The sequence below is a fragment of the Streptomyces sp. NPDC046203 genome, from assembly GCF_040646255.1.
In the GTDB taxonomy this organism is placed as follows: domain Bacteria; phylum Actinomycetota; class Actinomycetes; order Streptomycetales; family Streptomycetaceae; genus Streptomyces.
The window spans coordinates 1-24,221 of record NZ_JBEYZX010000010.1; the positions used below are offsets into that span (position 1 = coordinate 1).

General features: G+C 71.6%; 23 protein-coding genes and 1 CRISPR repeat array. Of the genes, 11 read left to right on the plus strand and 12 right to left on the minus strand.

Annotated features, from left to right (window positions below):
* Nucleotides 1-256, minus strand: a 256-nt coding sequence (locus ABZ990_RS11035; RefSeq protein ID WP_361228703.1) for a hypothetical protein, incomplete at its 3' end; no start/stop codon positions are given.
* Between the two features lie 76 nt (nucleotides 257-332).
* On the opposite strand from ABZ990_RS11035, the gene ABZ990_RS11040 reads away from it, so the two are divergent.
* Entirely contained in the window at nucleotides 333-479 is a 147-nt protein-coding gene (locus ABZ990_RS11040; RefSeq protein ID WP_361228706.1) for a hypothetical protein, read from the plus strand.
* A gap of 1 nt (nucleotide 480) precedes the next feature.
* Here ABZ990_RS11040 and ABZ990_RS11045 read toward each other — a convergent pair whose 3' ends face one another.
* Complete coding sequence (locus ABZ990_RS11045; RefSeq protein WP_361228709.1) at nucleotides 481-1,383, minus strand: LysR family transcriptional regulator; 903 nt, start codon at nucleotides 1,381-1,383, stop codon at nucleotides 481-483.
* 133 nt (nucleotides 1,384-1,516) lie between these two features.
* On the opposite strand from ABZ990_RS11045, the gene ABZ990_RS11050 reads away from it, so the two are divergent.
* From ABZ990_RS11050 to ABZ990_RS11070, 5 genes are all read left to right on the plus strand, one after another.
* The gene (locus ABZ990_RS11050) at nucleotides 1,517-2,347 is read left to right on the plus strand and encodes an oxidoreductase (protein ID WP_361228712.1); all 831 of its coding nucleotides are present in this window, start codon (nucleotides 1,517-1,519) and stop codon (nucleotides 2,345-2,347) included.
* Nucleotides 2,348-2,916: 569 nt separating this feature from the next.
* A complete protein-coding gene (locus ABZ990_RS11055; protein WP_361228715.1) occupies nucleotides 2,917-3,261 on the plus strand; it encodes a hypothetical protein in 345 nt (114 codons plus the stop codon).
* Nucleotides 3,262-3,328: 67 nt separating this feature from the next.
* On the plus strand, nucleotides 3,329-4,105 hold the full coding sequence (locus ABZ990_RS11060; RefSeq protein WP_361228718.1) for an ATP-binding cassette domain-containing protein: 777 nt from the start codon (nucleotides 3,329-3,331) through the stop codon (nucleotides 4,103-4,105).
* Nucleotides 4,099-5,397, plus strand: coding sequence for an ABC transporter permease (locus tag ABZ990_RS11065; RefSeq protein ID WP_361228721.1), 1,299 nt, complete (start codon nucleotides 4,099-4,101; stop codon nucleotides 5,395-5,397). Before ABZ990_RS11060 ends, ABZ990_RS11065 begins: the two co-directional genes overlap by 7 nt.
* Nucleotides 5,384-5,995: a hypothetical protein gene (locus ABZ990_RS11070; RefSeq protein WP_361228724.1), complete on the plus strand. Its 612-nt coding sequence runs from the start codon at nucleotides 5,384-5,386 to the stop codon at nucleotides 5,993-5,995. Before ABZ990_RS11065 ends, ABZ990_RS11070 begins: the two co-directional genes overlap by 14 nt.
* Nucleotides 5,996-6,243: 248 nt before the next feature.
* Here ABZ990_RS11070 and ABZ990_RS11075 read toward each other — a convergent pair whose 3' ends face one another.
* From ABZ990_RS11075 to ABZ990_RS11085, 3 genes are all read right to left on the minus strand, one after another.
* On the minus strand, nucleotides 6,244-6,606 hold the full coding sequence (locus ABZ990_RS11075; protein ID WP_361228727.1) for a hypothetical protein: 363 nt from the start codon (nucleotides 6,604-6,606) through the stop codon (nucleotides 6,244-6,246).
* Nucleotides 6,603-7,133 carry a DUF6232 family protein gene (locus ABZ990_RS11080; RefSeq protein ID WP_361228730.1) on the minus strand — a complete coding sequence of 177 codons (531 nt, stop codon included), beginning with the start codon at nucleotides 7,131-7,133 and terminating at the stop codon, nucleotides 6,603-6,605. Before ABZ990_RS11080 ends, ABZ990_RS11075 begins: the two co-directional genes overlap by 4 nt.
* 357 nt (nucleotides 7,134-7,490) lie before the next feature.
* Nucleotides 7,491-8,774, minus strand: a complete 1,284-nt coding sequence (locus ABZ990_RS11085) for an adenylosuccinate synthase (RefSeq protein ID WP_361228732.1) — start codon at nucleotides 8,772-8,774, stop codon at nucleotides 7,491-7,493.
* 144 nt (nucleotides 8,775-8,918) lie between these two features.
* On the opposite strand from ABZ990_RS11085, the gene ABZ990_RS11090 reads away from it, so the two are divergent.
* Complete coding sequence (locus ABZ990_RS11090) at nucleotides 8,919-9,773, plus strand: diacylglycerol kinase (protein WP_361228735.1); 855 nt, start codon at nucleotides 8,919-8,921, stop codon at nucleotides 9,771-9,773.
* 52 nt (nucleotides 9,774-9,825) lie between these two features.
* Nucleotides 9,826-11,808 (plus strand): hypothetical protein, encoded by a 1,983-nt coding sequence (locus ABZ990_RS11095; protein ID WP_361228737.1) that lies wholly within the window; start codon nucleotides 9,826-9,828, stop codon nucleotides 11,806-11,808.
* An 821-nt stretch (nucleotides 11,809-12,629) separates the two neighbouring features.
* Nucleotides 12,630-13,024: a CRISPR direct-repeat array (repeat unit 28 nt; unit sequence GTGATCCCCGCGCATGCGGGGGTGGTCC).
* Nucleotides 13,025-13,510: 486 nt separating this feature from the next.
* Here ABZ990_RS11095 and ABZ990_RS11100 read toward each other — a convergent pair.
* Nucleotides 13,511-14,083, minus strand: coding sequence for a MarR family transcriptional regulator (locus ABZ990_RS11100; protein ID WP_361228740.1), 573 nt, complete (start codon nucleotides 14,081-14,083; stop codon nucleotides 13,511-13,513).
* A gap of 77 nt (nucleotides 14,084-14,160) precedes the next feature.
* Here ABZ990_RS11100 and ABZ990_RS11105 point away from each other — a divergent pair, with 77 nt between their 5' ends.
* Complete coding sequence (locus ABZ990_RS11105) at nucleotides 14,161-15,075, plus strand: ABC transporter ATP-binding protein (protein ID WP_361228743.1); 915 nt, start codon at nucleotides 14,161-14,163, stop codon at nucleotides 15,073-15,075.
* The gene (locus tag ABZ990_RS11110; RefSeq protein ID WP_361228746.1) at nucleotides 15,072-16,694 is read left to right on the plus strand and encodes an ABC transporter permease; all 1,623 of its coding nucleotides are present in this window, start codon (nucleotides 15,072-15,074) and stop codon (nucleotides 16,692-16,694) included. The genes ABZ990_RS11105 and ABZ990_RS11110 overlap by 4 nt, the downstream gene beginning before the upstream one ends.
* Before the next feature lie 99 nt (nucleotides 16,695-16,793).
* Here the strand turns inward: ABZ990_RS11110 and ABZ990_RS11115 are convergent, their stop codons facing one another.
* From ABZ990_RS11115 to ABZ990_RS11140, 6 genes are all read right to left on the minus strand, one after another.
* Nucleotides 16,794-17,456 (minus strand): response regulator transcription factor, encoded by a 663-nt coding sequence (locus ABZ990_RS11115; protein WP_361228749.1) that lies wholly within the window; start codon nucleotides 17,454-17,456, stop codon nucleotides 16,794-16,796.
* Entirely contained in the window at nucleotides 17,453-18,904 is a 1,452-nt protein-coding gene (locus ABZ990_RS11120; protein ID WP_361229147.1) for a histidine kinase, read from the minus strand. The genes ABZ990_RS11115 and ABZ990_RS11120 overlap by 4 nt, the downstream gene beginning before the upstream one ends.
* 289 nt (nucleotides 18,905-19,193) lie before the next feature.
* Complete coding sequence (locus ABZ990_RS11125; RefSeq protein WP_361228752.1) at nucleotides 19,194-20,063, minus strand: alpha/beta hydrolase; 870 nt, start codon at nucleotides 20,061-20,063, stop codon at nucleotides 19,194-19,196.
* 154 nt (nucleotides 20,064-20,217) lie between these two features.
* Nucleotides 20,218-21,594: a kynureninase gene (gene kynU, locus ABZ990_RS11130; protein ID WP_361228755.1), complete on the minus strand. Its 1,377-nt coding sequence runs from the start codon at nucleotides 21,592-21,594 to the stop codon at nucleotides 20,218-20,220.
* Nucleotides 21,587-22,453 (minus strand): tryptophan 2,3-dioxygenase family protein, encoded by an 867-nt coding sequence (locus tag ABZ990_RS11135; protein WP_361228758.1) that lies wholly within the window; start codon nucleotides 22,451-22,453, stop codon nucleotides 21,587-21,589. The genes kynU and ABZ990_RS11135 overlap by 8 nt, the downstream gene beginning before the upstream one ends.
* 131 nt (nucleotides 22,454-22,584) lie before the next feature.
* On the minus strand, nucleotides 22,585-23,508 hold the full coding sequence (locus ABZ990_RS11140) for a DUF3152 domain-containing protein (RefSeq protein ID WP_361228761.1): 924 nt from the start codon (nucleotides 23,506-23,508) through the stop codon (nucleotides 22,585-22,587).
* Between the two features lie 247 nt (nucleotides 23,509-23,755).
* On the opposite strand from ABZ990_RS11140, the gene ABZ990_RS11145 reads away from it, so the two are divergent.
* Nucleotides 23,756-24,193 carry a DUF3151 domain-containing protein gene (locus ABZ990_RS11145; RefSeq protein WP_361228764.1) on the plus strand — a complete coding sequence of 146 codons (438 nt, stop codon included), beginning with the start codon at nucleotides 23,756-23,758 and terminating at the stop codon, nucleotides 24,191-24,193.
* Nucleotides 24,194-24,221: the final 28 nt, after the last annotated feature.

Sequence of the window (24,221 nt, forward strand, 5' to 3'; positions counted from 1 at the left end):
TCGCGGCCACGACCGGCGGGCCGAGCGTCTCGGCGAGCGAGGCGATGCCGAGGACCGTCATCAGCGCCTGCCGGCGCCGGGTCGGTTCGGCCTCCTCCTCGCCGGTGATCGCCGAAAGGCTCGCGTCGACCACCTCCGCGTCCGGGGCCGACAGCTGGGGCTGCCGATCATCAACCGCTCGACGCGGACCTGGAGTTCGGACACAGACCGGGATCTGCTCCCAGCCGGCGAGGACGTCGAGCTTGGTCAGGAACAAGCACAGCGGGTGGTTCCAGATGTTCCGCCATCAAGGCGCGACACCCAGCAAGTTGAGGCATCATTCCGGCCCACTCGTGCACGAGTGGAACGGCCGCCGGGTCAAGGAGACGGTACGGATCCCGGACGGCCCTCAGCTGATCGTCTTCGACGAGAGCCGCCACCAGTGGGAACTCGCCCTCGAACCGCTTCCCGTCTCCGCTCCGCCCCGGGCCCGCTGGTGACTCAGCCGCGCTCCGCCACGGCCGCCGCCGCGCGGGCGTAGTCCCGCACGACGGGGCGCCGGTCGCCGGCGCGCCAGGCGAGGGCGAAGCGGGAGGGGGAGACCCCGTCGACGGGGCGGGTGACCACGCCGTCCCGGGCCAGCAGGGGCGCGTTGCCGGCGGCGACGAGGCAGATGCCGAGGCCGTCGACCAGGGCCTCGTACGTCTCGTCGGTGGAGCCGATCTCGGCGCCGATTCGGGGCGGCCGACCGCCGCGTTCAGGCAAAGCCAGCCAGTCGTCGCGTAGTTGGGGGATGGTGGCGGGCAGGGCCAGGAACGGCTCGTCGAGGAGGTCGGCGAAGGGGATCCGTTCGCGGGCGGCCAGCGGGTGGTGGGCGGGCAGCGCGACCAGACGTGGTTCGGTGGCGACGACCACCCAGTCGTAGCGCTCGGCACCGGCCAGCGGCAGCCAGACGAATGCCAGGTCGCTGGAGCCGTCGTCGAGCCCGGCGCTCGCGTCGTCCCAGCCGACCTGGCGCAGCCGGAGCCGCACCTCCGGACGGCCCTCGGTGAAGCGGGAGCGGATCGCGGGCAGCAGACCGCCCCGGCCGGGGCTGGTCGACATGCCGATGACGAGGGTGGCCGCATGGGCGGTCCGCGCGGCCCGTACGGCGTCCTCCGCGCCCGCCCAGGCGGCCAGTACGGCGCGGGCGTGCGGCAGCAGGGCCTCGCCCACCCCGGTGAGCCGGACGCCGGTCCGGTCGCGGTCGAACAGCGGGGCGCCCAGCTGCCGTTCGAGGGCGCGTATCTGCTTGCTGAGCGCGGGCTGCGACACGTACAGCCGCTCGGCGGCCCGGGTGAAGTGGAGCTCTTCGGCGACGGCGAGGAAGGAGCGGAGTTCGCGTCCGTGGACATCCATGCCCATCGGTTATCACGGCAGGTCTTGGACGATCAACACACCTTCGCCGCAGTCTTGTTGCACGGAACGACGGGATGCCAAGGGGCACCGCGGGACACCACGATCTCCCCCACGAGCCCCCTGACGAGAGGACACCGCCATGAACAAGGTCTGGCTGATCACCGGCGCCAACAGCGGCTTCGGGCGCGCCTTCACCGAGGCGGCCATCGCGGCCGGGGACGTCGTGGTCGCCACCGCCCGGCGAGTCGCCGCCCTGGACGACCTGGTGGCCGCCCACCCCGACCAGGTGCAGGCCGTCACCCTCGACGTCACCGACCACCCGGCCGTCGAGCGGGTGGTGCGCGAGGTCGCCGAGCGGCACGGTCGAATCGATGTCCTGGTCAACAACGCGGGCCGCACACACGTCGGTTCGGTCGAGGAGACCGGGGACGCCGAGCTGCGCTCGCTCTTCGACCTCCATGTCTTCGGGCCTGCGGCCCTCGCCCGGGCCGTCCTGCCGTACATGCGCGCCCGCAGGTCCGGCGCGATCGTCCAGCTCAGCAGCGTGGGCGGGCAGATGTCGATGGCGGGCTTCGGCGCGTACTCGGCGACGAAGTTCGCCCTGGAGGGCATGTCGGAGGCGCTGGCCGCCGAGGTGAACCCGCTCGGGATCCGCGTCCTGATCGTCGAGCCCGGCGCCTTCCGCACCGGCCTGTTCGGCAACCACAGCCTCAGCGCGGACGGCATCGCCGACTACGCCGACACCGCCGGCGCCACCCGCGCCTTCGTCGAGACCGGCGGCGGCGCCCAGCCGGGCGATCCGGCCAAGGCCGCGGCGGCGGTCCTGGCCGCCCTCGACGCCGACGAGCCGCCGCTGCGGCTCGCGCTCGGCGACGACTCCATCGACGCCATCCGGCTGCACCTGGACCAGGTGCGGGACGACCTCGCCGCCTGGGAGAAGACCGGCCGGGACACCCGACTGGACGGCTGAGCGGCGGGGCGGGGAGGGGCGGGGCGGTGGGGCGGTGCGGGGCGGCCGAGCGCTGCCGCACCGCCCCGTACCCGATCAGCCGCCGAGCAGGCCCAGGGCGCGGCGGCTGGTGGGCTCCGCCACTCCCCTCAGCGGATCGCGGCTCAGCACCTCCAGGACGCCGTCCCCATTCGTAGCGATGAGGCGCCCGTGAAGGACGTCGCCCTTCCACTCGAACCTGGCCGGCCGCCTCGTTTCACCCGTCAGCCTCATGCCTGAGCCGTATCGCCGTCGGGTGTGAGTCCTGCCTGGCTGTCGCGCTGGGTGGGTCTGTAGCCGGTCGATAGGCACGGAGCTGCGCGCGTCCGGCTCAGCCAAACGTTCAAGCCAACATATGCCTCAGAAGCAGACAGCAGGTTCGGCTTGAATGGGACCCTTTACGGGGGTACAAATTCCGCTCTTTCGAACACGTGGGGGGGCTTATGGCTCGAAAGGTGCCACCCTCAAGGTTTGGTTCCCCGGCCTCGCATGCCTGGTGTACGTTGCGATCACTGCTCCGAATGAGGTCAACACCTCTACGAGGGGGGGAAATGAATTCCATCGCAGCCCGAATAATGGGCACCAAGGCCGCCAAGGGTGTCGCTGTCGCGGCCCTGTCGGCGGCTGCCATCGGTCTTGCCACTCCGGCGTCGAGTGCATACAACGAGTCCACGTGGTACGGCGGTTGCCGGGGCTACTGGTACACGACGGCCGGTCAGGGCTACTGCTACAACGCGCAGAGCCCGAGCGCGTCCCCCGAGACGTTCCTGATCACCTACGACTGCAACTACGAGCTGGACAAGCAGCGATTCAAGCACGTGAAGAACGGGTTCGTGGGGACGTTCGACTCCTATGAGTGCACGTTCAAGATCAACAGCACTCACGTCAAATCGTAGCCGAGGAACGCTACGGTGGGTCCGCCACCCAAGCGGACCCACCGTTCATTTCGGAGAGAAACCATCTATGGCGTCTATTCCTGTTGCCCGATTGACGGCCCTCACGCAGGGATATGGCGGTCGACGCATCATCGAGGATCTCAACCTGTCCATCCAGCCTGGTGTCACAGGTCTGTTGGGTCCTAACGGTGCGGGCAAAACCACGCTGTTCCGTACCCTCGCCACGATCGCTCCGCCGCGAAGCGGGGAACTGGAACTGTTCGGAAAGCCTGTCGCAAGCGAACGGGATGCCCGGCGAGTCCGTCGCCGGATCGGCTACCTTCCCCAGGACTTCGGCTACTACCCGGCATTCTCCATTACCGACTTCGTTCGTTACTGCGCCTGGCTGCGTGAGGTTCCCTCCAAGGAGGCCGGGCCGGCGACCGAGAAGGCGCTGGCAGCGGTCGGGTTGACCGACCGGGCCGGCGACCGCATGAAGTCCTTGTCCGGCGGCATGCTCCGACGGGCCGGCATCGCGGCGGCCATCGTCGGCTCGCCTTCCCTGCTTCTGCTTGACGAGCCCACCGTTGGACTCGACCCGGCGCAACGCCTCGACTTCCGCGACCTCATCCGCTCCCTCGCTCGCTCAGGGACAGCCGTCGTGCTCAGCACCCACCTGGTAGAGGACGTGGGCGCTGCCTGTGACACCGTCCTCGTACTGAGCCAGGGGCAGGTGGTCCACAGCGGTAAGCCACAACAACTGGCGGAACTGTCCACACCCGAGGCCCCGGGGGACAGCCCGCTGGAACGCGGCTACATGACTGTTCTGGGCAGCCGCCGGCCGACCGAGGAAACGGCATGCTGAAGACCTACCGCATCGAGCTGCGACGTTCCCCCCTGCTCACCGCCTTCCCCGTGATGATCGCCGTGGACCTGGCGGTGCTCTTCGGGCGCTCCCAGTACTGGATAGGCGTCTGGCCCGAGGCGAGCGTGGCGGCGCAGATCGTCACGCTCTTCCTGGGGCCGGTGCTCGCCGGAGTCTCCGCGTGGCAGGCCGGACGCTCCTCACGGTCGGGGATGCCCGAGTTCCTGCTCGCGGCCGCCCGGCCCGGCTGGCGGATCGAGGCCGAGAGACTGGCCGCCACCCTCACACTCGGATTCCTCGCGTACGGGATCGGGTGCCTCACCGCGGCAGCCGTCTCGTTCAAGGATGCGGGACCTGGCTTCCTATGGCCTTCGTACCTCCTGCTGGGCGCCGCGACTCTCACCATCTTCGCGTCGGTCGGGCACCTGGCCGGTCGCTGGTGGCCCTCGCCTGGATTCACGCCCGTCGTCTGCGCGTTGGGCTGCTTCATCAGCATGCTCGGCCTGCCGTTCAAGTTCAACGTCCTGGCCGGGCCCCCGGACACTCACGTGAGCCTGCCGCCGCTCGTCGTTCGCCTGCTCCTGGCCCTTGCCCTCGCCACGCTCGCCGTGACGGCACCACCGCGAACGAGCAAGGCCGACCGTGAGATGCCCCGCCGGGAGCTGCCACGACACACCCGCGTCGTTGCCATCGGCTCGGTGCTCTGCTCCTTGTTCGCACTGGCCGCGGCCCTTTTCGCCGGCGAACTGCGCGTGGAGCGGCCGGCTTCGGCGACCGAACCGCTGTGTGACCGCGCCGACGAGAGTGCCCCGCAGGTCTGCGTATGGCCCGAGCACCGGAAGTACCTGCCATTGCTGACCGAGATGGCTCAGCGCCTCGACCGGCCCGGTCAGCCGTGGGTCAAGACGCCGAGCGAGTTCTACGAGGTCGGACTGCGGCGAGGTCAATGGGGAGATCGAGGATTCGACATAGCTGAGGGGCATGTTCGCACCGCGGCGATCGCTATGGCCGACCAGGTGTTCACCACGTCACTCGGCCGCTGCGTTCCCCCGCTCAAGGAACGCCGAGCGTGGCAGGCAATCGACAACATTCACCTTTGGCTGGAGTATCAGGCTGTGGGGCAGGATCCGGCAGCCGCAGACGAAGGGCTGCACCTCACCGGTGTCACGACCGCCCAGCGTGAGGCCACCGAAGCGACCCGGAAGACATCGGCCGAGCAGGAGAAATGGATCGCGCAGGAGCGCGGTCGGCTCGGCGAGAACCGCTGGTGTAAGCCTGATGACTGGCACTGACCTGCTCCGCTACGCGAGAGTCCACCGGGCCGGAACCATTCTCGCCGGAGTCACGGTCGTCGCCCTCCTCTCGGCGTTCTTCGGTGGCACCCGCATCGCGCTCCCGTCCATCGGCAGCGCGAGCCTCTCCACGGCCGTGCCCTACCGGCAAGAGCTTCCGCTCCTGTCGGCCGTCTTCCTCACGGCAGCATTCGGCGGAGCGATGTCGGCCCACGAGGAGACCGGCGCGCGCACCATGCATCGTCTCCACAGCGCGTACTGCGTCGCTCTGACTCTGACGACCTGCGCTCTCTCCTTCGGCACCGAGGCTCTCGCCGTCGGACCGGAGCACGGGGTCGTCTTCGTTCGCTCCGTGCTGATCTGGCTCGGCCTCGCTCTGCTGTCGATCAGGCTCCTCGGACAGCAACTCGGATGGGCCCTCCCCACGGCCTCGGCCTTCCTTCTGATCTGGTACCCCCTCAACTGGTGGGACTGGACGGTCAATCCGGCCACCGACCTCCTCAGTTGGGTTCTTGCCGCGACCGCGCTCGCCGTGGGAGTCGTCGCGACCGCTGCGACTCCCTGGCGAAGGCGGGTTCTCCTCCTCAGGAGGAGATGAGCAGACGGTCGGCGCCGCACCGGATGGTGTGGCTCGTGACAGCGTGGGATTGGGCTCGCGCTCGGCGACGACTCCATCGACGCCATCCGGCTGCACCTGGACCAGGTGCGGGACGACCTCGCCGCCGGGGAGAAGACCGGCCGGGACACCCGGCTGGACGGCTGAGCAGCGGGGCGGGGCGGGGAGCGGCGGTGCGGGGCGGTGGGGCGGTGGGGCGGCCGAGCGCTGCCGCACCGCCCCGTACCCGATCAGCCGCCGAGCAGGCCCAGGACGCTGCGGATCGCGGCCACGACCGGCGGGCCGAGCGTCTCGGCGAGCGAGGCGATGCCGAGGACCGTCATCAGCGCCTGCCGGCGCCGGGTCGGTTCGGCCTCCGCCTCGCCGGTGATCACCGGAAGGCTCGCGTCGACCACCTCCGCGTCCTGGGCCGACAGCTGGGGCCGGAGTTCGGCCAGGAGACGGACAAGTTCGCCCACCGCTCGCGCCAACTCCGGGTTTTCACCGGCCGCATTGACGTTCTGCGACTGGACGACCATGCCGGTGTTGCCCGAACCCCCGTGCATGTTCACGGTGTTGCCGTAGAAGAAGTTGTTGCCGCTGCCTTCGCTCACGCCGCCATCCCCACGTTGCCCGAACCGCCGTACATGTTGACCGTATCGCCGAAGTAGTAGTTGCTGGGGCTACCGATCATCAACCGCTCTACGCGGACCTGGAGTTCGGACTCGGGGTGCTCGATCGCGTGGGCGATCGAGCCGACGAGACGATCGAGAGTGGCCGGATCCGGTGCGGTGACCAGGGCCGTAGACTGGCCGTTCGACTCGACCGCGAGAACATAACGGACGGGAGCGGTCGCCACCTTGAGCATGTCGGCGAAGAACCAGAGAGTCGCCGCGCTCGCGGCCAGCCAGACGAAGGTGATCATCCCGCTGGAATCCGACTCCCTCCCGAGGGTGGAGAGCCCGGCGATGATCGTGAGCGCGGTCGCGGCGGCGAAGGTGAGACCCGTGTACATCACGAAGCGCCGCACGGCCCTGCCTCTGCGCGGGCGCAGCATGAACGTGTAGACGCGGGCGATGTTGTGCAAGGGGTACGCCGCTCCGGCGACCCACAGCAGCCGCTTGCTGATGATCAGGTCCACCCCGAGAGCGGGTGGCGCGTGCGCGGGCGGAGGCGGCGCCGGGGGCGCCGAGGGTGCGGGCGGTGGCGGTGCACTCGCCGGCGGCGTGCTCGGTGGTGGCGGCGGTAACGACGAGGGCGGAGTGTGCGGCTGGTCGGGTGTGGTCATCATGTCCCCCTGAGGCCACGTGGACGGGAAGCCGAGACAAGCGAAGTCTCCGCCCGCGCGCAACGCGCGAACAAGCCGTTTTCCCACCGCCCCCACGCGCACGGAAGGGGCCCGCGTCCCGGCCGAAGCCGGGGCGCGGGCCCCTTCTCTCATCCGTGCGCGGAACGCGGATCCCTCGCCGGAACCCGCCCGCCGCGGAACGCGGATCCCTTACAGGAACGAGTTGATCTCGATCGTCTCGTCACGGCCCGGGCCCACACCGATCGCGGAGATCGGGGCGCCGGACATCTCCTCCAGAGCCTTCACGTACGCCTGGGCGTTCTTCGGCAGCTCGCCGAAGGTCTTGGCCTTGGTGATGTCCTCGGACCAGCCCGGCAGCATCTCGTAGATCGGCTTCGCGTGGTGGAAGTCGGTCTGGGAGTACGGGAGTTCCTCGACGCGCTTGCCGTCGATCTCGTACGCGACACAGACCGGGATCTGCTCCCAGCCGGTGAGGACGTCGAGCTTGGTCAGGAAGAAGTCGGTCAGACCGTTCACGCGGGTCGCGTAGCGGGCGATGACCGCGTCGAACCAGCCGCAGCGACGGTCACGGCCGGTGGTCACACCGCGCTCGCCACCGATACGGCGCAGCGCCTCGCCGTCCTCGTCGAACAGCTCGGTCGGGAACGGACCGGCGCCGACACGGGTCGTGTACGCCTTGAGGATGCCGATGACCCGGCTGATCTTCGTCGGACCCACGCCCGCCCCCGTGCAGGCACCGCCGGCGGTCGGGTTCGAGGAGGTGACGAAGGGGTACGTGCCGTGGTCGACGTCGAGCAGGGTGCCCTGGCCGCCCTCGAACAGGACGACCTTGTCCTCGTCCAGCGCGTTGTTGAGGATCAGAGTGGTGTCGGCCACGAAGGGCTTGATCTGCTCCGCGTACTGGAGCATCTCCTCGACGATCTGACCGGCCTCGATCGCGCGGCGGTTGTAGAGCTTGGCGAGCAGCTGGTTCTTGCCCTCCAGCGCCGCCTCGACCTTCTGCTCCAGGATCGACTCGTCGTACAGGTCCTGGACCCGGATGCCGACGCGGTTGATCTTGTCGGCGTAGGTCGGGCCGATGCCGCGACCGGTGGTGCCGATCTTGCGCTTGCCGAGGAACCGTTCCGTCACCTTGTCGAGCGTGACGTTGTACGGCGTGATCAGGTGGGCGTTTCCACTGATCAGGAGCTTGGAGGTGTCGACGCCGCGCTCGTTCAGTCCGCTCAGCTCGGAGAGCAGGACCGCCGGGTCGACGACGACGCCGTTTCCGATGACCGGGGTACATCCCGGGGAGAGGATTCCGGACGGGAGAAGGTGCAGCGCGTACTTCTGGTCGCCGACGACGACCGTGTGGCCGGCGTTGTTGCCGCCCTGGTAACGCACTACATAGTCAACGGACCCACCGAGCAGGTCGGTGGCCTTTCCCTTGCCCTCGTCACCCCACTGAGCACCGAGCAGCACAAGTGCGGGCACAGGCGTACACCCCTTCCGGGCGGGGCATGTCCAAGGTCAGGGGGCCGAACGCCGCCTCACCGGTGTGCCCCGGAATAGACGAAGCCCCTGGCGCAATAGCGCAAGGGGCTCTTGCACAAAGAGACTACCCGAGGAAGGACCGAGGTGTCGGATCACGACCAGCTACTGGTCCTCGTCGACCCGGTCGCCCGCCGTGTGGACGGCGAGTCCGTACGGATCGCGAAAGACGTGCTGTCAGCGGGTGCGGACACGAAGATCTGCCTGCCACAGGGCCCCCAGGAATTCGCCCGCGCGCTGGCCCGGCGCGGCCACCGGCGCCCCGTCGTCGTCGGCGACGACCGTGCGCTGCTGCGCCTTGTGACGCTGCTCCAGCGCGAGCGGGACGGCCGCGACTCCACCCTGATGGCCGTCGCGCCGATGGACGTGCCGGAGCCGGACACGGCTGTGGCGGTGGTGCCGATCGGGGCGCCGGACGGGCTGGAGACGACCCGGGCGCTCGGGGTCCCGCAGGGCGCGGTGGGCGCGGCGCGGGCGGTGCTCGACGGGGTGGTGCGGCGGCGGGACCTGCTCGTGGACGATGTCGGGGGGATCGTCCTGACGCGGCTCGACGTACCGGCCGCGCGGGCCCTGGTCCCGGCGCAGCCGACGGTCTGGGACACCTGCCGCTCGCTGGTCCGCACCCTGGTGCGGCCCGCCCCGGCGCCGGCGGGCCTGGCGGTGGGGACGCACCGGCTGCGGATCGAGGCGGACGGGGTGCTGCTCTGCGACCTGGACACGCCGCTGGAGGGGCTGAGCGCGACGGACCTGGGCGACGGGACGGCGGCCCTGACGCTGGTCCCGGCCGACGCCCCGGCCGTCCACACCTCCGCCCGGATGCTCACGGTCACCGGCCCGGACTTCCGCTACCGCACCGACGCGCTGGTGGCGGGGCCGGTGCGGCGGCGGACCTGGACGTTGCGGGAGGGGGCCTGGGGGCTGATGGTTCCGGCCCCCTCATAAGCTCCGCCTCAGGGACCGTTTCCGCAGGTCCCATGAGGCCTGGGGGGGCTTGATGACGGAAGGAAACGGTCAGACGCGCGCGGCGACCGCGCTCGATCTGCCGGCGACGAGAGACGCGCTGACCGCGTACCGGGCACGGGCCCGGCTCTGGTCGGGCAGCGGGTTGCTCGCCTTCGTGACCGGGGTGGTGCTGTTCGGTGTCCTCAGCGGCGAAGGGCTGGCCGAGGACATCGCCGGCGGGTGCGTGATGGTCGGCCTGTGCGCGATGGTGCTCGGGCTGTCGGGGATGACGGCGGGGCGGCGGATGCGGCGCGCTCTCGCCGCCGGGCCGTGGACCGCGCATTCCGCCGTCACCATGCCGCGCGGGATGGGGTCGGCGAAGATCGTGCTGAGCGACCCGGCGACCGGGGAGGCGTTCGCCCAGGTCCTATGGGCGGTCGAGCCGCGTTTCCACCTCGCGCAGCCGGACGCGAGCGGCGTGATGTGGTGGTGCGGCGATCCGCTCCGGGGCGGGGTGCTGTCCCAGCCGGGCGGCGGGTCGCTGATCTGGACGGCGCGGATACGCAGCGAGGGGATCCGACGGCGGGCCGTTGCCAGGGCGATGGGCGGGGCGGTGGGCGGGGGGCTGCTCGGCCGTACGGCGGAGGGTCGTACGGCGGAGGGCCGGCCGCAGGGCGGGGCGCTGCCGCAGGGTGGGGCGCTCTCGTACGACGGGTCCGAGGCGAAGGCTCGGCCTTCGGCGTCGCGGCGGCGGGTGGGGGTGTGGCGCTGGGTGATCCTTGTGGGCGCGGTTCTGCTCGGTATCACCCTCTGGTTCGATCAGGCGGCCCAGGACGATCCGCGCATCGACGTCTTCATCACCAGCATGCGGCCTGACCACAGCTGCACGGTCACCTGGGAGGACCCCTTCGACGGGGAGAGCCGGACCGGGCCGTTCCGCTGCTCGGACGACGCGGACCCGGCTTACTCCATAGACGAGCGGGCCTATGTCGTCTCGTACGGGCCGTGGAAGGGCGAGCTGTACCCCGTGCCGGAATCGGGAGACGGGCCGGCCGTCGCCGACCATGTCGTGTTCATGGGAGTCTCCGGGCTGTTCGTGCTGTTCGTCGGGCTGGTGGGCGGCACGGTGGGCTATGTACGGCGGCTCCGGCGGGAGGAGCGGCTTGAGGAGGCGTACCTCGGCACTCCCGCTGTCGGCCCGGCGTACCCGGTGCGCCCGGCGGCTGCTGGAGGCAAGGGCGGGGGCGTGTCCGGGGGCGGGGGCGGATCTGCCGCCGAGGTCACGTACGCCCGGATCGCGGCCCGCGCGTGGACCGGCAAACTGCCGAGCCCGCCGCGCCGCCCGGAGCCGGACATCCGGCAGGGGGTGCCGTGGTGGCGGATCCCGGGTCTGCGGCGCCTCTCCGGGCTGCACGCCCTCCTGATGAGCCTGGCCGCGACGGCCGGCTTCGTGACGATGTGGCGGCTCGGCTTCGGCGAGGTGTGGTTCGGCGGGCTGTTCACGCTGGTCGTAAGCGTCGTCAACGCCACCTGGTTCGTACGGTGCGGCCTCCCGGTCGCCCGTGTCCTCGCCCGCGCCGCGAGCGCGCCCGTTCCCGTACCGAAGCGCTATGTGCTGCTCGGCCACTTGGGCGGCACCGCGCCGGTGCTCGTCGTCTTCTCCGCGCACGGCGGGCCCGACGACCGGCCCGAGGGGCTGCTGCGGCTGCTGCGGCAGAATCTGCCGGACGCGCCGACCGGCACGCTGGAACTGCGGGGCTGGCAGGACGTGGGCGTGGACGGAAGCCCGGCCGTCGTGGCCCGGGCGGGCGACCGGACGCTGTGGCCGCTGGAGCCCTACCTGGAAGCGGGGACGTCCGAGTTCGCCGCGTTCACGGAACAGCTGGCTCTGACGATCGGGGCGGGCTCCTGGACGGCGGAGGGTTCGGGGCCGGCGGAGGGCTCGGGGCCGGGGCTGGCGGCAGCGGCGGGCGCTGGCTCTTCGGCGCCGGTGGATTCGGACGGCTCGGGCGAGCCGGTGGATTCGCCTCGGTAGCCGGAGGTCCGTAGGGAGTCGAAGCCGAAGAGCGGGTCCTATGGGCGGCGTGTCTGGTGGGTTCGGGTGGTGGCCCACCCTCTCTCCGAGTGTGGCCCCCTTCGCCGGGCCCTCAAGGGCGCTCCCTTCGGTCGCGTCGCTGCGCGATGGGCTACGCCCACCCTTGACCGCCCGGCTACGGGAGCCTTTTCACACTCGGAGGGCGGGCCCGGGAAAGGGTCCACGCGACACCGTTGGTTGTTGCTGGCCGTCGTGGGCGGCTGCGGGGTCGGGGGCGGTGGGGTCCGGGTATCGCTCCGGTCGGCCTGATGTCCGTCCGCCGGTGGGGTGGGGCTCGGCTTGTGGCCGGGATGGGTGGGACCGTGTGTCCGCTGGTTCGGGGTGCGCGGTCGTGGAATGGGGCGGCCCGGGCCGTCTCGGCGGCCGGCCGCCGTCGGTTGGTCGGGATTCATGCCCCGCTGGTCACCCTTGGCGGGTGGGGCGGGGGAAACCCCTCTCGCGTGGAGGGAAGGGTCCCTGGAATCGCCTCTGGAGTCACAGGAGTTCACTCCGACCCCATTTTCGGCGGGGATTTCGGCTTACCCATCCGCCGGACGAAGGAACTGCGCACGCGAGCACCCCCGTTCGCCCCGCCGAGGGGCGGAGCGACATCTTCCGCCTGACCGCGCGAGTTAGTGTGCTCGCGAGCGCCCGGGAGGGGTCTCTGAAGTCACAGGAGTTCATAATTGCCCCATTTGGGGATGGAATGTTGGCTTAAGTCGTGCCTTGGTAAAGTGGGTAAAATCCGGGGTCTGGCGATGTGAAGCCGCAGGTCAGCTCCTGTGATCCCCGCGCATGCGGGGGTGGTCCCTTGAAGGTGAGCTGGACGTTCATGACGTCGGAGTGATCCCCGCGCATGCGGGGGTGGTCCCCGGGGCAGCGTCTTTACCACGTGCCGCTCGACGTGATCCCCGCGCATGCGGGGGTGGTCCCTCGTAGGTGTCCAGGGCGTTGGCGATGTCGTCGTGATCCCCGCGCATGCGGGGGTGGTCCTTCGTCGGGTTCCATGCCGAGCTGGCGCATCGTGTGATCCCCGCGCATGCGGGGGTGGTCCCCTCATCCTTCAAAGCCGCATGGACCAACTCGGCGTGATCCCCGCGCACGCGGGGGTGGTCCCCAAGAGTCCGGCGTTTTGGGGAGAGTCCCGAGGTGATCCCCGCGCACGCGGGGGTGATGCCCGTGCGCTCGGCGGTTCTTCAGTGCCACCGGCGGTGACCAGCGGGGCATGAAGCCCAACCCGACGACGGCGGTCATTCGCTGAGCCGTGCCGGGCCGCCCCATCCCACGACCGCGCACCCCGGGCCGGCGGGCACGGTCCCACCGGCCCGGGCCGCGAGCCGAGCCCCACCCCACCGGCGGACGGACAGCAGAACCGCCGGAGCGATACCCGGACCCCCGACCCACCGGCCCGCCGCCCGCCTACGGCGGCCAGCGGACAAGACCGCCCCGCGTGGACCTTTCCCCTGGGCCGCCCTCCGAGAGTGTCTTTCGCGCCTGGAAGCGCCGGGTCAAGGGTGGGCGCAGCCCATCGCGCAGCGACGCGACGAAGGAGCGCCCTTGACGCGGCGCTGGAAGGCACGACTCTCGGAAGGAGGGCGGACACCACGTCACACCCACCCGCACGTCGCGCTCAGACACGTAGGCCCCACCCGCCCCGTGCGGGCTACCCCCGCTCCGCGTCCTTCAGCTCCCGCCAGCGGTCCATGATGCGGGCCATCTCGTCGTGCAGGAAGTCGAAGAACTCGGCCGTCTCCGCGACCCGGTGGCCCGCCGCCGTGTCCGGGCCCAGCGTCTCCGCGCCGTCCCGCAGCATCCGTCCCCACCGGCTGAGCAGCTGGTCCCGGCGGGTGAAGGTCTCGAACCAGACGTGGTTGTGGAGCACGTACCGCTCCCGCCGCGTGCCCGGCACGTGCTCCCGGCCGACCAGGTCGACCTGGCCGAGGTAGCGCACCGCTCCCGACACGGCGGCCGGGCTGATCTGAAGCCGTTCGGCCAGCTCCGCCGAGGTCATCGCGCCGTCCTCGGAGGCGAGCAGCGCCACGAAGACCCGGGACGCCATGCGCTGCATCCCGGCCTGGCTCAGTTCGGACGCGAAGCGTTCCACGAAGCGCCCGGTCTCCTCGGCCCGCTTCCCTGCCTCACGGCCCTCCGAATCCCCCTGGCCTCCCCGGCCTTCCTGGCCCCCCTGGCCTTCACTGCCGTCACGGCCCACGCGGTCGTCTATGCGGTCGGTCATGTCTTCCACTATCTCACCCCCGCTTTTTACGCTTCCTTAACTTCACAAGTTTGTGAAAGAAGCGTACGTTCAGAACCATGACGAAGGCAATCAGCGTCGCCGGACTCCACAAGGCGTTCGGCCGCACCAAGGCACTGGACGGCCTCGATCTCCACGTCGAGACCGGCGAGGTCCACGGCTTCCTCGGCCCCAACGGCTCCGGGAAGTCCACCACCATCCGCGTCCTCCTCGGGCTCCTGCGCGCCGACTCCGGCGCCGTGCGCCTCCTCGGCAAGGACCCCTGGAACGACGCCGTCGAGCTGCACCGCCGCCTCGCCTACGTCCCCGGCGACGTCACCCTCTGGCGCAACCTCACCGGCGGCGAGGTCATCGACCTCTACGGGCGGCTGCGCGGCCCGCTCGACCCCGCCCGGCGCGCCCGGCTGATCGAGCGCTTCGAGCTCGACCCCACCAAGAAGGGCCGCACCTACTCCAAGGGCAACCGCCAGAAGGTCGCCCTGGTCGCCGCCTTCGCCGCCGACGTCGACCTCCTCGTCCTCGACGAACCCACCTCCGGCCTCGACCCCCTCATGGAGGAGGTCTTCCAGGAGTGCGTCGACGAGGCGCGCGAGCGCGGCCGGACCGTCCTGCTGTCCAGCCACATCCTCAGCGAGGTCGAGACCCTCTGCGACCGGGTCAACATCATCCGCAAGGGCCGTACCGTCGAGTCCGGTTCGCTGGCCGAGCTGCGCCACCTCACCCGTACCAGCGTCGTCGCCGAACTCGCCGCCCCGCCGAACGGCCTCACCCGCCTCCCCGGCGTCCACGACCTCGACGTCCAGGGCAGCCGCGTACGCCTCCAGGTCGACACCGACAAGCTCGACGCCGTCCTGCGCGCGCTCACCGCGTCCGGCGTCCGCAGCCTCGTCAGCACCCCGCCCACCCTGGAGGAACTCTTCCTCCGCCACTACACCGACGAGACGGGCCAGACGGAGGAGGTGCCCGCATCATGAGCGCGACCAGCGGCACCCTCCCCCGGCGCCGGCCCGACCACCACCCCCGCACAGGCCCCCTCACCGGCACCGGCCCCCTCACCCGCCTCGCCCTGCGCCGCGACCGGCTGATGATCCCGCTCTGGGTCCTGATCACCGGCGGCATGGTGGCCAGCGGCTCCGGCTCCCTCGGCGCCCTGTACGCGACGGCGGCGCAGCGCGCCCAGCTCGCCGCCTCCATGACCGCGAACAGCTCGATGCGTTCGTTCTACGGTCCGGTCCTCGACGACTCCCTCGGCGGTCTCGTCGCCTGGCGGTTCGGCACCTTCGCCGCCGTCCTCGCCGCCGTGGCGAGCCTGCTGATCGTCGTCCGGCACACCCGCGACGAGGAGGAGTCGGGCCGTCAGGAGATGCTCTCGGCCGGCGCGGTCGGCCGCCGCGCCCCGCTGACCGCCGCCCTCCTCGCCGCGCTCACCGCCAACGCCGCCATCGCCCTCCTCGTCACCGCCGGCCTCGCCGGCCAGGGCCTCGCCGGGGCCCTCGCGCTCGGGCTCGCCATCGGCGGCACCGGGATGGTGTTCGCGAGCATGGCCGCGATCGTCGCCCAGCTCACCGAGAGCGCCCGGCTCGCCAAGGGCGCGACGGGCGCCCTGCTCGGGTTCGCGTTCGTGCTGCGCGCGGCGGGCGACGCCGGCTCCGCCTCCGGCGACTCCGCCCTGACCTGGCTCTCCCCCATCGGCTGGGCCCAGCACGTCCGCGCCTTCGCCGGCGAACGCTGGTGGGTACTGCTGCTCATCGCGGCGGCCGTCGTCGTCCAGACGGCGGTGGCGTACGGGCTCACCGCGCGGCGCGACGTCGGCATGAGCTTCCTGCCCACCCGCCCCGGCCCGGCCGACGGCCGGCTCGCGACCACCGGCGCGCTCGCCTGGCGGCTCCAGCGCGGCACCCTGATCGGCTGGTCCGTGGGCTTCCTCGCCGCCGGGCTGGTCTTCGGCGGGATGGTCGGCGGCGCGGCGGACATCGTCGGCGACAACGAGCAGGCCCGCGAAATCTTCGAGCGGATGGGCGGGCAGAGCGCCCTCACCGACGCCTTCCTGGCGACCATGGTCGGCATGCTGGGCATGATCGCGTCGCTGTTCGCGGTCGGTTCCGTGCTGCGGCTGCACGGCGAGGAGACCTCGGGGCGCGCCGAACCCCTGCTCGCCGCGCCCGTCGGCCGGCTGCGCTGGGCGGCCGGGCACCTGGTGATCGCGTTCGGCGGCTCGGTGGTGATCATGCTGCTCGGCGGGCTCGGCCTGGCCACGACGTACGGGAAGGACCTCGGTCCGATCCTCGGCGCCGCGCTCGTCCAGCTCCCCGCGATCTGGACGCTGGCCGGGCTCGCGGTGCTGCTGTGGGGCGCGTTCCCGAAGGCCGCCCCGGCCGGGTGGGGCGTGGCCGGGCTGTTCCTGGCCATCGGCTGGGTCGGCCCCGCGCTGAACCTCCCGCAGATCGTCCTCGACCTCTCCCCGTACGGGCACCTGCCGAAGCTGCCGGGCCAGGAGATGGCCTGGGGCCCGGTCCTCGCCCTGACGGCCCTCGCGGCGGTCCTGCTGACGGCGGGGCTGGCGGGCCTGCGGCGCCGGGACCTGCGGAACTGACACCACCCGCACCGATCCTTAAGAACGCGAACGGGCCCGAGCCGGGACACCCCGGCTCGGGCCTTCGCCGCTTCGACCTCCCCCTCTACCGAACCCGCGTCAGTCCCCCACCCGCACCAGCCGCGCCTCGTACGCGAAGATCGCCGCCTGCGTCCGGTCCCGCAGCCCGAGCTTCACGAGGACGCGGCTGACGTGCGTCTTGATGGTCGACTCGGCGACGACGAGGTGGTCGGCGATCTCGGCGTTCGACAGGCCCTGCGCGATGAGGACGAGGACCTCCGTCTCGCGCTCGGTCAGTTCCCCGATCCGGGCCGCCGCGGGCAGCCTCGGCCCGTCGCCGGCGGACCGGGCGAACTCGGTGATCAGCCGCTTCGTGACGGTCGGCGCGAGCAGCGCCTCGCCCGCCGCGACCAGCCGGACGCCCTCCGCGAGCTGCCGGGCCGAGGCGTCCTTGAGCAGGAAGCCGGAGGCCCCGGCGCGCAGCGCCTGGTACACGTACTCGTCCAGGTCGTACGTGGTCAAGACCAGCACCTTGGCCTCGCCGTCGGCGGCGCAGATCTCGCGGGTGGCGTCGATGCCGTTCATCTCCGGCATACGGATGTCCATCAGGACGACGTCGGGACGCAGGGCGGTGACCTGGTCGACGGCCTCCCGGCCGTTGACGGCCTCGCCGACCACCTCGATGTCCGGCATCGCGCCGAGCAGCACGGAGAAACCCTCGCGGACCATCATCTGGTCGTCGACGATCAGGACGCGGATCACGGCCGGGACTCCTCGCGCGTCTCGCCGGCCCGTGCCGGTCCGGATTCCGGCCCCGGTTCCGTCCCCGGTTCCGGCCGCTGCTCGGGCTTCCCGAGCTGTACGGGCTTCTCCTGCTTCTCCTGCTTCTCGTGCTTCTCAGGCCGTACGGACTTCCCGGGCTGCTCGGACGGTACGGACTGCTCAGGCTGCTCGGCCTGCTCGACGCGCGCCACCGGCACGTACACCGCGATCTCGTACCCGCCGTCCGCCGCCTCCCCCGCGGTCATCTCCCCGCCCAGCATGGCGACCCGCTCCCGCATGCCGGTGATGCCGTGGCCGGCGCCCGGCGAGGGCTTCGTCAGGCCGCGCGCCGGGCCGTTGACGATCCGCAGGCCGAGGCCGCCGAGCACGTACGAGACCTCCACGGCGGCGGTGGCGCCGGGCGCGTGGCGCAGCACGTTCGACAGGGCCTCCTGCACGATCCGGTACGCCGACAGCTCGACGCCCTGCGGGAGTTCGCGGCGCGCGCCGGTCACCGTCCGGGTCACGTCGAGTCCGGCCTCACGGACGTTGGCGACCAGGTCGTCGAGGTCGGCGAGGGTCGGCTGCGGCGCGTCGGGGGCCTCGTAGTCCTCGGCGCGGACCACGCCGAGGATGCGGCGGAGTTCGGAGAGCGCGGCGACGGCGTTCTCGCGGATGGTGGCGAAGGCCTTCTCCAGCTCGGGCGGCGGGTTCTCCACCCGGTACGGGGCGGCCTCGGCCTGGATCGCGACCACCGACATGTGGTGGGCGACGACGTCGTGCAGTTCGCGGGCGATGGTCGTGCGCTCTTCGAGGACGGTCCGCTTGGAACGTTCGACGGCCGTCACCGTCTGCTCGGCGGTGACCTGGCGCTTCGCGTCGCGGCGGATCTGGACGACGGAGACGGCGAGCAGGGCGAGGGCCGCGAAGAACAGGAACGGCAGGGAGTCCGAGCCGAGCCCGTACCCGAGGAACGTCTCCATGAACAGCGTGGCGGCGGCCGTCACCGTCCACATCCAGGCCGCCACCCGGGGCCGGGTGCGCGCCGCGACGACGGCGAGGACGACCAGATGGGCGGCGAAGGCGTTGCGCGACCAGGGCCAGCCGTCCCAGCCGGTGAAGTACCCGACGAACGGCGCGGCGAGGAGCGAGGCCCAGAAGGCCAGGATCGGCCGCACCAGGGTGAGCAGCACGATCGCGGCCGGCGTGCAGGAGATGAAGAGGGCGGGCACGCCGACATGGCCGGAGGTGACGCCGAACCCGATGGCGAAGACGATCACGGCGAGGAGCGTGACGACCGCGTGTGGGAACAGCCCCAGGTACGTCCGTACCTTCGGCGGGAGATAGCGGGCCGGGCCGGTCTCCGTATCCATGCGCGTCAACGGCCGGTAGGCGAAGGCATTCTGGAAGAGATCGGCGCGCAGCCCGCCGAACGCGTCCAGTGTCAGCCGGACCTCGGGGCTGCGTTCGGCGAGGCCGGAGGGCGGGGCGGGGGCGGCGGATGCGGGGGTGGTCCGGGTCGAAGTCACGGTCCCACGGTACGAAAGCCGTCCGCCGGGGTCGTCCGGCTGTGTACGGATTTCCCGGCGTCCCCCTTGAGGACTACGCGCCCGCCCGCCAGGCCTGTGGTCCGGCCTACCGACCTGGCCTGATGTCCCGTCGGCGGCCACCGGCCACCAGGCACCTCACCCCTGGCTGCCCGGCGCCTCACCCCTCCGCCCGGCGCCTCGCCCGCCGCTACCAGGCGAGTTGGGCGATCTCCTCCGCGACCACCGCGCACGCGTCCGCCGCCGGGTCGATCAGCGGGAAGTGCCCGACGTCCTCCAGGAGCGTGAAGCCGACCATCTCCCCGGCCTCCGCCGCCGCCGTCACGTACGCCTCGGCGACGGCGTGCGGCACGACGATGTCACCGCGGCCCTGGACGACGGTGGTGGCGATGCCGGTCGGCACCAGGACGGACGGGTCCGCGAAGGGCATCCGGTCCGCCAAGTGCCCCTTGCCGCCCAGGAATTCGGTCACGCCGCCACCGCACACGTCCAGCTCCACCGCGCGGCCGAAGTGCGCGATGGGAGCGAGGGCGACGACACCGCGCAGCGCGGGTGGTGCGGGCAGCCGCCAGGCGGAGCCGGCCGGCAGGACGTGCCGGGCGGCGGCCCACAGGGCGAGGTGTCCGCCCGCCGAGTGTCCGGTGAGCACGATCCGGCGCGGGTCGGCCGACGGCAGGTGTGCGGCGGCGAGTTCGGGGATCGCGTCCAGCGCGGTGGCGATGTCGTCGAAGGTCTCGGGCCAGCGCCCGGCGACCGGGGCGGTACCGCCCTGGCGCGGGATGTCGCTGCCGCGCCGGTACTCGACGTTGGCCACGGCGAAGCCGCGGCGGGCGAGGAAGTCCGCGAAGGGGCTGACGTGTTGGCGGTCGTACGGTGCGCGCCAGACGCCGCCGTGCAGGGCGACGACGAGCGGTGCGGAGGTACGTCCGTCGCGCGGCGCGTAGAAGTCGACGACCTGATCGGGATGGTCGCCGTACGCGGCGGAGGCATCGGGGGCGACGGCCGGATGGGAGAGGGCGGACGCCTCTTCGGCTGCGTCGCGCGCGGCGGGGTCCGACATCTGCTCAACCTCTCCTCGGACGGGGCCGATCGGCCCGGTCAGCGGGGACGGTACCAGGCGTACCGTCCCCGTGAGCAGGGGCTCAGGCGTTGGAACGGGCCATGAGCGAAGGGGCGTCGGACCGCCAACAGGCGGTGGTCGGAATCGGGTCCGACTATGCCCGCGGTATGTCCCTCAGCACCTCGCCCAGGACGCGCGCGGCGCGCTCCACGTCCGCGAACCCGACGTACAGCGGCGTGAATCCGAACCGCAGGATGTCGGGGCGGCGCAGATCGCCGACCACTCCGCGCCGGATCAGCTCGTCCATGACGGCGGGCGCCTCGGCGCAGCGCAGCGCGACCTGGCTGCCCCGCTCCTCGTGCGCCTCGGGGGTCACGGACTCGACCCGGCCCTCGGGGGCGTGGGCCCGGACGCACTCCAGGAAGAAGTCCGTCAGGGCGAGGGACTTGGCCCGTACGTCCTCGATCCGCACCCCGTCCCACACGTCCAGGGCGGCCTCCAGGGCCAGCATGGACAGGATGTCGGGAGTGCCGACGCGACCGCGCACCGCGCCCTCGGCGGCCTCGTAGCCGGGCGTCATGCCGAAGGGATCGGCATGCGAATTCCAGCCCGGCAACGGGGAGTCGAAGCGGTCTTGGTGGCGCTCGGCGACGTACAGGTACGCGGGCGAACCGGGGCCGCCGTTCAGGTACTTGTACGTGCAGCCGACGGCAAGGTCCACGCCGTGCTCGTCGAGACCGACCGGCAGCGCGCCCGCGCTGTGGCACAGGTCCCAGACGGCGAGCGCGCCCGCCGCGTGCAGCGCGGCGGTCAGGCCCGGCAGATCGCGGAGCCGGCCGGTGCGGTAGTCGACGTGGTTGACCAGCGCGAGCGCGGTGCGGTCGGTCACGGCGGCGGCCATGTCGGCCGGATCGAGGGGCACGATCCGGTGGCCGGTCAGCCGCGCGGCGGACTCGGCGATGTAGCCGTCCGTGGGGAACGTCGTCGCGTCGACCAGGATCTCGTCGCGGCCCTCGCCCGCCAGCCGGGCACCGGCGACGACGGCCTTGAAGACGTTCACGCTGGTGGAGTCGCCGACCACGATCCGGCCCTCGGCGGCGCCGACGATCGGGGCGATCCGGTCGCCGATCCGCTCCGGCGCGGTCCACCAGCCGGACTCGCTCCAGGAGCGGATGCGCAGCTCGCCCCACTGGCGGGAGATGACATCGGCCATCCGGGCGGGGACGTGCGCGGGCAGTGCGCCGAGCGAGTTGCCGTCGAGGTAGACGGTGTCGTCGAGGGCGAACTTCTCGCGGTGCTTCGCCAGTTCGTCGGACGCGTCCAGACGGGTGGCCCGCTCGGCAAGCGAGGGAGCGGAGTTGGCGGTCCGGGCGGCCGGAGTCGCGGCCGGGGCCGGGGAGGAGCCGGAGGCCCGGTCGGACGCCTGATCCGATTCCTGGCCCGAAGCCTGGCCCGAAGCCTGGGGGAGGTCGGAAGCCTGGGAGGGGTCGGAGGTCGCGGAAAACTCTGTGGTCTCAGTGGTCTCAGACATAACTGCGCGCCGTCCACAGTTCGGGAAACACGTTCTTCTGCGCCCGCTTCTCCAGCCAGGCTACGCCTGCGGAGCCGCCGGTTCCCGTCTTGGCGCCCATGGCGCGCCGAGTCGCCACCAGATGGTCGTTGCGCCACCGCCAGACGAGTTCGGCCACATCGCTCAACACCTCGCCCAGACGGACGAGTTCGGCGTTCTGGTCGGAGTCGGCGTAGATCTCGGTCCAGACCCGTTCCACCTCGGCGGACGGCTCGTAGCGCTGCGAGAGGTCGCGCTCCAGGACCTCGGCCGGCACGGGCAGGCCGCGCCGGGCGAGCAGGCCCAGCGTCTCGTCGTACAGACTCGGCTCCTGGATCGCCTTCTCCAGCTCGGCGTGCACGCGCGGCGCACCGCGGTGCGGCACCAGCATGGACGCGGACTTCTCGCCGAGCAGGAACTCCATGCGCCGGTACATCGCCGACTGGAAGCCGGAACCCTCACCGAGCGCGCCCCGGTAGGAGTTGAACTGCGCGGGGGTGAGCTGGGCGAGCGGGCGCCAGGAGTGGTTGAGCGCCTCCAGCTCGCGCAGGGAGCGCTTCAGCGCGTCCATCGCGACGGGAACGTCGTCGCCGCGCAGGGCGTGGCACGCGGTCTCCCACTCGTGGACGATCACCGTGAACCACAGCTCCATGACCTGGGTGGTGACCAGGAAGACCATCTCGCCCGGGTCGTCGGAGCGCAGGTGCTGGAGGTGCGTGAGCACGTCGGCCTGGACGTAGTCCTCGTACGGGGTCGTGCCCGCGAAGTCGAGGTTCGGCGCGTCGGTGGCGGCGACCGCACCGGCTCCGGAGTGATCGGGGGAACCTGGGAAGGTTGACATTTCTGTCTCCTCGATACGAACTACCGGGTAGCGGTCTGCTCCTCTCGTCCGGCCCGTCTCACGACGTCCGGCCCGGGAGCCCCGGTCCCCTCAGGAGGCGTGCGTCGTCGCACGTGCTCCCACGCGCATCATTACACGGCCGGACCGGTGATGTAGATCCCCTGTTCGGTATACGGATAGGCGTTCGATATGCAGCCATGAAGCCCCTTGATCTGCTGCATCATCACGGGTGCGGGCTTGCCCGGCCCCGGGCAGCCCATGTGCGTCCGGATGCCGATCTCATGGCCGACCTCGTGGTTGATGAGCAGATGCCGGTACTCGGCGGGCGGGCCCGCGAAGTTCGGCGAGCCGGTCATCCAGCGCTTGAGATTGACCACGACGCCTGTGGTGGTCTCGCAGTTCAGCTCACCGTGGGTGTCCAGACCGTTGGCGAGACAGAGCTTGTCGGCGGTGGCGGGCGTGGCGATCCGGATGATGAAGTCGGCATTCGAGGAGACCAGCTGGAACCGGCCCCGGCCGTGCGCGGCCCAGCCGCGCGGGTGCGCCAGGATCGCCTGGATCTCCTGGGCGGCCTCGTGCGCGGAGAGGTCGACACCGTCCTCGACCTGCACGCGATAGCGGCGCAGGGTGCCCGTGGTGCCGACGGCCTCGCCGTCCGCCTGGGCCGTGGTGAAGGTTCCCGGGCCGGACGCCGGCACCACGATCTTCTTCTCGGTCGGCGTGGGCTTCGGCTTGGGTTTCGGCTTCGGCGTGGGCGTGGGCGACGCGGTGTCCGGACCGTCCGCGGCCTTCGGGTCCTTCGCCGTGTCCCCGGTCGGCTCGGCGGCCGCCGCCGTGGCCGGGCCCGTGTGCTCGTGCTGGTAGCGCGCGAGCCCGATGCCGCCGACGAGCGCGACGGCGACCAGGGCGAGCACGGGCAGCGCGCGGCCCCGTCGCGTACGCCGACTGCCGCGCCGCTGGCGGCCGTTGCCCGCGCTACGCCTTCCGGTGGATCCGGTGGATCCGCGGTATCCGGTGTTCCGGCTCTGCTGCCGGCCCCGTCCTCTGGTTCCCACGACGGTTTCCCCCCTGGCTCGCGGTACGGGGGATGGTATCCATCGCTCGAACAACATCGAACATCGTCCCCCCTGTGGGGGAAGGACGGGGTCCCCCGGCGCAAGGTTCCGGCCGAACAGGGGCCGCACAGAAGGGAAATCGGGACGGAAGCGAGGAAGGCGGGCACGGGTGAGACGCCAGAGGTACGGCAAGGGGCGCGGCTCGCGCGCGGGCGGGCCCGTCGCGGGCCGGTGGCAGACTTCCCCCATGACGACCCACACGCACAAGAACCTGCTCGGCGGCCCCGAGCCGACGCTGCTACCCGAGACCCCCGAGTACAAGGACGCCTCCCGGCTGCTGGCCGACGGCTCCGCCACCCCGGCCGAGGTGGCCGGCCGGTACCCGACGTTCTCCCTCGCCTGGGCCACGCTCGCCGAGGACGCCTACGCGGGCGGGCGCGTGATCGAGTCGTACGCGTACGCCCGCACCGGCTACCACCGCGGCCTCGACGCCCTGCGCCGCGCCGGCTGGAAGGGCCACGGCCCCGTGCCGTGGAGCCACATTCCCAACCGCGGCTTCCTGCGCTGCCTCGCCGCCCTGGCCCGCGCCGCCAGTGACATCGGCGAGACGGAGGAGCAGGAGCGCTGCCGGCAGTTCCTGAAGGACAGCAGCGAAGAGGCGTACACCGAGCTGCTGAACGCCTGAGGACCGTCCCCGAGGGCGACGCCCGGTC

Excerpts from the sequence above, each read along its gene's own strand:
- ABZ990_RS11045 (WP_361228709.1), bottom strand. The coding sequence starts at position 1,383 with ATGGGCATGGATGTCCACGGACGCGAACTCCGCTCCTTCCTCGCCGTC.
- ABZ990_RS11050 (WP_361228712.1), top strand. The coding sequence starts at position 1,517 with ATGAACAAGGTCTGGCTGATCACCGGCGCCAACAGCGGCTTCGGGCGC.
- ABZ990_RS11055 (WP_361228715.1), top strand. The coding sequence starts at position 2,917 with ATGAATTCCATCGCAGCCCGAATAATGGGCACCAAGGCCGCCAAGGGT.
- ABZ990_RS11060 (WP_361228718.1), top strand. The coding sequence starts at position 3,329 with ATGGCGTCTATTCCTGTTGCCCGATTGACGGCCCTCACGCAGGGATAT.
- ABZ990_RS11065 (WP_361228721.1), top strand. The coding sequence starts at position 4,099 with ATGCTGAAGACCTACCGCATCGAGCTGCGACGTTCCCCCCTGCTCACC.
- ABZ990_RS11070 (WP_361228724.1), top strand. The coding sequence starts at position 5,384 with ATGACTGGCACTGACCTGCTCCGCTACGCGAGAGTCCACCGGGCCGGA.
- ABZ990_RS11095 (WP_361228737.1), top strand. The coding sequence starts at position 9,826 with ATGACGGAAGGAAACGGTCAGACGCGCGCGGCGACCGCGCTCGATCTG.
- ABZ990_RS11100 (WP_361228740.1), bottom strand. The coding sequence starts at position 14,083 with ATGACCGACCGCATAGACGACCGCGTGGGCCGTGACGGCAGTGAAGGC.
- ABZ990_RS11105 (WP_361228743.1), top strand. The coding sequence starts at position 14,161 with ATGACGAAGGCAATCAGCGTCGCCGGACTCCACAAGGCGTTCGGCCGC.
- ABZ990_RS11110 (WP_361228746.1), top strand. The coding sequence starts at position 15,072 with ATGAGCGCGACCAGCGGCACCCTCCCCCGGCGCCGGCCCGACCACCAC.
- ABZ990_RS11125 (WP_361228752.1), bottom strand. The coding sequence starts at position 20,063 with ATGTCGGACCCCGCCGCGCGCGACGCAGCCGAAGAGGCGTCCGCCCTC.
- kynU (WP_361228755.1), bottom strand. The coding sequence starts at position 21,594 with ATGTCTGAGACCACTGAGACCACAGAGTTTTCCGCGACCTCCGACCCC.
- ABZ990_RS11135 (WP_361228758.1), bottom strand. The coding sequence starts at position 22,453 with ATGTCAACCTTCCCAGGTTCCCCCGATCACTCCGGAGCCGGTGCGGTC.
- ABZ990_RS11145 (WP_361228764.1), top strand. The coding sequence starts at position 23,756 with ATGACGACCCACACGCACAAGAACCTGCTCGGCGGCCCCGAGCCGACG.